We start from the raw sequence: 6369 nt of genomic DNA, 5'->3' as shown, positions 1-6369 counted from the left end.
CTTGCTGATTCACTGTTAGAGCTGCCTGCCATCTGCATTTCTATGTCAATAATTCTGCCAGTTTCATCAACAGCACAAATATCTAAAATAATATTTTTAGCAAGAACAGTATTTTGATTGATTTCAGGATTTTTAACAATCATTTTTTTACAGTCAATATTGGTAACGAGTTTAACGATATACTTTCTTAACAATTTAGATTCAGCAGTATCTCTGGAAAGAAGATATTTAAAGAAAAGATCATTATTAAATTTAACTAAATCATTTTGATAACTAATTATTTTGCTCATACAATAATCCTCCTATTATCCTTTACAAAATAATCAGGAGGATTACTTTTGAAATCAAATTTTTACGATTATATATTACTGTTCACACTCAAAAAATAAATACTGATCTGATAATATGAAAAAACATTAAAGATTACAAACTTATTTACTAATAAAATAACAAAAACAAGATTAAGATCATTGAAAAAGCATGGTGAATTCATTTAAAATCAAATTCACACATGCCTTTTTGAAGTCTACTATTTATTTGACTGTGAATGGTAACATCAAAATTGTTTAACCACCCATAAAATACACTTAAAATTATTTATCTTATAACTAGATAAAATCTAATAAAATTGTATTTAATAGCTTTATTGAATCCTTCGTACAACGCAAATAACCATCTTCAATAACAAGCGTTTTTAAACTAAGATGTTTATTTATAGCTCGAGGATATAAATCTAATACTTTAATCCCATAGTACTTTTCAAAAGCTTTTAAATCAAGTCCTTTAACTAAGCGTAATGACATCATTAAATGATTAAACATTGTTTCTTCTTTAGAATTACATAATTCAGTAGTAATATCCTGAAATTTTAAATAGGAATTTAAATTACGACTATGTTCAATTATTCGGTTATCAATTTTGCTACTGGCACCTAGTCCAACACCATAGTAATTATCATATTGCCAATACGCTAAATTATGAAGTGATTCAAAACCAGGTTTAGCATAATTACTGATTTCATATTTTATAAATCCCATTTGAGCTAATCTTTCATCTATCAGTTCATTAATATTAGCTTCATCCTCTTCATCTAAGGGAAGATAATTTTGATTTTTTAGCACTGTATGATCTTCTAAAATCAAGGCATAGTAAGATACATGTTGAATATTTAATAATTTTATTATATCTAAATCTTTTTTTATATCTTCTATTGTCTGTCCAGGTAAGCCATACATTAAATCAATTGAAATATTATTAAAACCTAAACGATGAGCATAATCAATAACTCTTTTAATCTGCATACAATTATGTTTACGATTAATAGCTTTCAACAAATCATCATTAAAAGTTTCTACTCCAATACTTAATCTTGTGATTCCGCCTTTTTTTAAAATATCAAGCTTATAACAATCAAGCGTTTCTGGATTAACTTCAATCGTTACTTCTTTAGTATCATTACTTATATATGGTTTAATAATATCCATTAACCACTCTAACTGCTCATCATCTAGACTAGTTGGAGTCCCTCCACCAATATAAATTGTTTTTAAAGGCAAATCAATTTTTAACGAAGCCAGTTCTTTCTTTAAAACCGCCAAATAATCATCTACCTGTTTTTTCTGGTAAAAGACTTTACAAAAATCACAATATGAACACATATGTAAACAAAAAGGAATATGAATATATAAAGATCTAGTTTCCATCTTCAAATCCAAATTCTTTAGCCAATCCTCCTAAAGAAGTTTCCTTATAAGCACTATTTAAATCTTTACCAGTTTGTTTCATCACTCTTACTACTGCATCAAATGATACTTTATTTTTTCTTAAATACCCTAACTGTTTAGCATACATCGCAGCATCCATTGCCCTTAAAGCTCCAAAGCCATTACGTTCAATACAAGGAATTTGAACATAACCACCTACTGGATCACAAGTTAATCCTAAATTATGTTCTAATCCCATTTCAGCAGCATATTGAATTAGATTATTGTTTAATTCTAAAATCCAGCCATATGCAGCTGCTGTCATTGCGCAAGCACTGCCAATTTCAGCCTGACATCCTCCATCAGCTCCAGAAATTGTAGCATTAGTCTTAATAACATTACCAAAAATTCCTGCTACTGCTATTGCCTTAACTATTTCTTTTCTAGGTATATTAAGCTGTTTAAAACAATAATACATCACCGCAGGCATTACCCCACTAGCCCCACAAGTTGGAGCAGTTACAATTTGATGACCAGAAGCATTTTCTTCACTAACAGCATAAGCATAACTACTAACTAAAAGCCGATCTCGTTCACCACTACGATGAGTATTTATTGCTTGTTGATAAATTGATTTAGCAACTCTTTTTAACTGCAAACGTCCAGGAATAATTCCAGTTATTGAAAGACCTCTTTCAACACATTTAAACATTGCATCTAAAATTTCGTATAGATAAGATTTAAAATCTCCATCTTCAAATTCTAATACATAATCATATAAATTTATTCCCTTTTGATCACAATACTCCAATATCTCATTTAAATTATGATGTGGATATACTTGTTTTGGCTGTTGCAGTTTATCATCTTCATACATCAGTGCCCCACCACCAATAGAATAGACAGTTATTTTATCAAGTAATTTACTTTTTTGATAAACCTCAAATACCATTCCATTAGGATGTTTTGGCAAAGCATCACTAACAAAATGAATTTCAACATTTTCTTTACCAAAAGTTTCCTCAATAATTTGATCAGTTAAATGCCCCTTACCAGTTAATGCTAAAGAACCATGTAAATATACTACAAAATGATCTGCATTATTATATGTTTCTTTAATCTTAACAGCTGCTCTTTGAGGACCCATTGTATGTGATGATGATGGTCCAACACCAATTTTATACAACTCTCTTAACGATTCCATAAATTCTCCTATATTCTTATCATAAATAATTCTAAACCCATTTTTTTATCTATTTTACCTGTCTTTATTTGAACATCTAACTTTGATAATTCATCTAAACACTTTAATAATTCATTTAAATCAAAGCTTTTACCTTCTTGTCTAATATATTTTAAACGATAGGGATTTACACCTAAGAACTTTCCAATTTCCTTATCATTATACCCTTTTCGATCTAATAATTTCACTTGATAAATAAGACGCATTTGTCCTGCAATTAAAACAATCAATTTAATTGGTTCTTCATTTAAAATCATTAAATCATGATAAATCGAAAACATTTTTTTTCGATCTTTTTGAAGAATAGCACTAGTAAGTGCAAAAACATTTTCATCCAGGGGTTTACTAACCAATTTATCCACTACATCATATGTAATATGTTTACAATACAAACAAAGTTTCTCCACCTCTAAAACAACATTATTTAAACTATCACCTAAACGACTTAATAGTAATTCTAATGCATCATCATCAATTGTAGCCTCACGACGTTTCACTGCCTGACGAGTACTATCTGATAGTTTATAGTGATTAACTTTATCTATCTCAAAAAATTTAGCTTCTTTACGTAATCTTTTAACTAACTTTTTTCTCTCATCAAAATCTTTACCAACATTATAAATCACAAAAAGTGTTTCCTCATTATCATTATCTAAGCACTTTTCAAAAAAAACCAACTCATTATTATCTTTCTTTATTTTTTTTGTAGTTAAAAAAAAGGGATTCTTTAAAATAACCATCTTTTTATCACTAAAAAAAGGCGGTGTAATTATATCTTCATATACTATTTCAATACTATCTTCATCCCCCCTATAAACAGAAAGATTCATATTTTCTTCATTACAATTATATTCTTTCTTTAGAGCCTGTAACTTCTGCTCCATTAAAAAACTTTCTTCACCATAAATTACAATTATCATTAATCATCACTCCAACTGTAACCATTATAAACTACTTTTATAATAAAGTCATGGATAAATATAATTATCATCTCCATAATAAATAATCTTCACCATTCCTGTTAAATCACTTCGATAAACTTTAACATCATAATCTTCTAATCGTTCTAATACATTTTTATTAGGATGACCATAACGATTATTCTTCCCGCAACTTATTAAAGCTATTTTAGGTCTAACCGCTTCTAAAAACTCACTACTAGTTCCCGTTACACTTCCATGATGAGACACTTTTAAAACATCAATTTTTAAATTTGGATAATTCTCAATCAATTTATGTTCAATCTTACTAGATATATCACCAGTAAACAAATAAACTAAATTATTAATCATTGCTTTAATTACTAAAGAGTTATCATTATTATCTTTCGTTTCCATCCCACTTTTAAGCATTTCAATTTCAATGTCCCCTATCTCTATTTTCTCCTGATAAGAAGTAACAGTTTGTTTTATTTCAATCTCTTTAACAAGAGAATCATAAGCACCACAATGATCAAAATCGTCATGAGAAATAAAAACATAATCTAGTCTATTAATTCCCTGTGATTTTAAATATGGAACCAATGTAAGTGAAGCTATATCTTTATTTTTCAAACCTCCTGTATCAATTAAAATATTCCCCTGATTAAATGGCTGCTGAATTAAAAAACAATCTCCCTGTCCTACATCAATCATTGTAACTTTTCCTTCAATACTATAATATGGTTTAAAATAAAACACCAGTAACAAACTAACTAACATCAATACTTCTCTAATAACTTTTTGTTTAATATTTATTTTTAAAATTATTTTAAAATAAACAAAGTAATAACTAAGAATAAAAAATAATGTTGGTTTAGAAAAATTTATAAAAATTGAAAAATCATTACAAAAGATAATAATATTATTCAAAAAATAAATAATTATTCTTACTATTGGTTTTACAAAATCACCTAATAACACATAAATCCAAATCATTTGATACAGCAAACTTATTAAAGGTGCTAAGATAACTCCTAAAAATAATGATAAAATATTAATTCGATATTGAATTATTAAAATTATTGGTAAACTCCCAAAATATACTAATAAATTAAAATATCGACTTTGATTTAACAATAAAATAATAAAGTAAATTAAATAAGAAAAAATAAATGACAAACTAAAAATAATATATGGATTAATTAATAACATTAATACTGTTACAATTGATAAACAATCCAATTTATTCAAATATCCTTTATATAAAACCGATAACAACATAACCAAATATGCTCTAATAAATGAAATATTAATTGGAATTATATAAACATATAAGCCAATCAAAACAATTACAAAATAATCAATAAACCTATCTGATACAATAAACCTTAATATATTTTTTAATAAATTATTTAAAATATGAATATGCAAACCAGAAAGAGCAAATAAATGAACTATCGAAAGATCTGTTAACTGCTGATAATAATCTTCTATCATTTCATCTTTTATTCCTAAAACAAACATTGAAGCATAACTATCCTCAAGATCATCACCCGATACTCTCTTTTGCAATTCTTTAAATAAACTCTGTGTAGAATCAACACTTAACAATCGCTTAATCATAGCATTATTAGTAATCCCTTGACTATACAAATATCTTTTATAATTAAAGGCATTATCATTAGTTGGTTCACTTATATTAAAATACTCAACTTCCATTTCTAAAACATCACCAATCTGGTATCCTATAAAATCTCCATACACCTTAACCTTTGTCCGACTAGTTTTAAGTACTACACTTTTTTGATCTACTGCTACTATTTTACCCTTAATAATAGAATCATTAATTGGTGTAGGCCAATTAACAAATAAAAAAAAGAGAGTTGTAAAAATAAAAATACTAATAAAATTCATTAAATTTAAACGATAAATAATAAAAGCTCCATAAAATATTAAAAATATAAAAAAAACTGGATGTACTAATATACTAACAATTAATAACAAACAGCTAATCCCATAATAAATTAAATAATTTTTTATAAACATAATAATCCTCTAATTCTTAAATATGTCTTTTGGCCAATCCCTGATATTTTAGTAATATCTTCAATTGTACAAAATGGTGTTTTTTGACGATATTCAATTATTTTATCAGCGGTTTTAACCCCAATCCCCTTTATTGTCATCAATTGCTCTTTTGTTGCTTTATTTAAAGAAATCAGATTTTCACCTTCAGGAATATAAAAAACTGTTCTTGTAGGTAGAACAGTTTTATCATCAAAGCCATATATATTCTTAATATTTAACTGTTTAAAAACTGCTTCAACTGTTGGAGCTTTATCAAAAGTAAGAGTCTGATTATACTTACCTTCAACAACGATCTTAATTTGAGGATTACTTGTAATTTGTTTAACTTCAGCTTCAGGCAAGTTTAAAGAATAAATTGTAGATATAATCATTAATACAAACAATCCTATAATCTCATGCTTTTTCATTACATCAC

6 protein-coding genes are annotated in these 6369 nt (G+C 27.0%); all 6 read right to left on the bottom strand.

What is annotated here, in order from left to right; genetic code table 11:
* A partial coding sequence (locus tag BMW96_RS07965) for a PD-(D/E)XK nuclease family transposase (protein ID WP_177165830.1) occupies positions 1-290 on the bottom strand: 290 nt, incomplete at its 3' end.
* A 318-nt stretch (positions 291-608) separates the two neighbouring features.
* The gene (gene hemW, locus BMW96_RS07960; protein WP_244881288.1) at positions 609-1715 is read right to left on the bottom strand and encodes a radical SAM family heme chaperone HemW; all 1107 of its coding nucleotides are present in this window, start codon (positions 1713-1715) and stop codon (positions 609-611) included.
* The gene (locus tag BMW96_RS07955) at positions 1693-2907 is read right to left on the bottom strand and encodes an L-serine ammonia-lyase, iron-sulfur-dependent, subunit alpha (RefSeq protein ID WP_092354251.1); all 1215 of its coding nucleotides are present in this window, start codon (positions 2905-2907) and stop codon (positions 1693-1695) included. The genes hemW and BMW96_RS07955 overlap by 23 nt, the downstream gene beginning before the upstream one ends.
* 8 nt (positions 2908-2915) lie before the next feature.
* Positions 2916-3866 (bottom strand): DNA polymerase III subunit delta, encoded by a 951-nt coding sequence (gene holA / locus BMW96_RS07950; RefSeq protein ID WP_092354249.1) that lies wholly within the window; start codon positions 3864-3866, stop codon positions 2916-2918.
* 48 nt (positions 3867-3914) lie between these two features.
* The gene (locus BMW96_RS07945; RefSeq protein ID WP_092354247.1) at positions 3915-5912 is read right to left on the bottom strand and encodes a DNA internalization-related competence protein ComEC/Rec2; all 1998 of its coding nucleotides are present in this window, start codon (positions 5910-5912) and stop codon (positions 3915-3917) included.
* Positions 5903-6361: a ComEA family DNA-binding protein gene (locus BMW96_RS07940; protein ID WP_092354245.1), complete on the bottom strand. Its 459-nt coding sequence runs from the start codon at positions 6359-6361 to the stop codon at positions 5903-5905. Before BMW96_RS07940 ends, BMW96_RS07945 begins: the two co-directional genes overlap by 10 nt.
* Between the last annotated feature and the right edge of the window lie 8 nt (positions 6362-6369).

Origin of the sequence: Thomasclavelia cocleata (assembly GCF_900102365.1) — a bacterium.
Classification (GTDB): Bacteria; Bacillota_I; Bacilli_A; order Erysipelotrichales; family Coprobacillaceae; genus Thomasclavelia; species Thomasclavelia cocleata.
The sequence above is the reverse complement of the archived record's forward strand: the minus strand, read 5'-3'. Positions and strand labels throughout refer to the sequence as shown.

What these genes read in the sequence shown, in the direction of transcription:
- holA (WP_092354249.1), bottom strand. Translation starts at nt 3,866, where the DNA reads ATGATAATTGTAATTTATGGTGAAGAAAGTTTTTTAATGGAGCAGAAG.
- BMW96_RS07955 (WP_092354251.1), bottom strand. Translation starts at nt 2,907, where the DNA reads ATGGAATCGTTAAGAGAGTTGTATAAAATTGGTGTTGGACCATCATCA.
- BMW96_RS07940 (WP_092354245.1), bottom strand. Translation starts at nt 6,361, where the DNA reads ATGAAAAAGCATGAGATTATAGGATTGTTTGTATTAATGATTATATCT.
- BMW96_RS07945 (WP_092354247.1), bottom strand. Translation starts at nt 5,912, where the DNA reads ATGTTTATAAAAAATTATTTAATTTATTATGGGATTAGCTGTTTGTTA.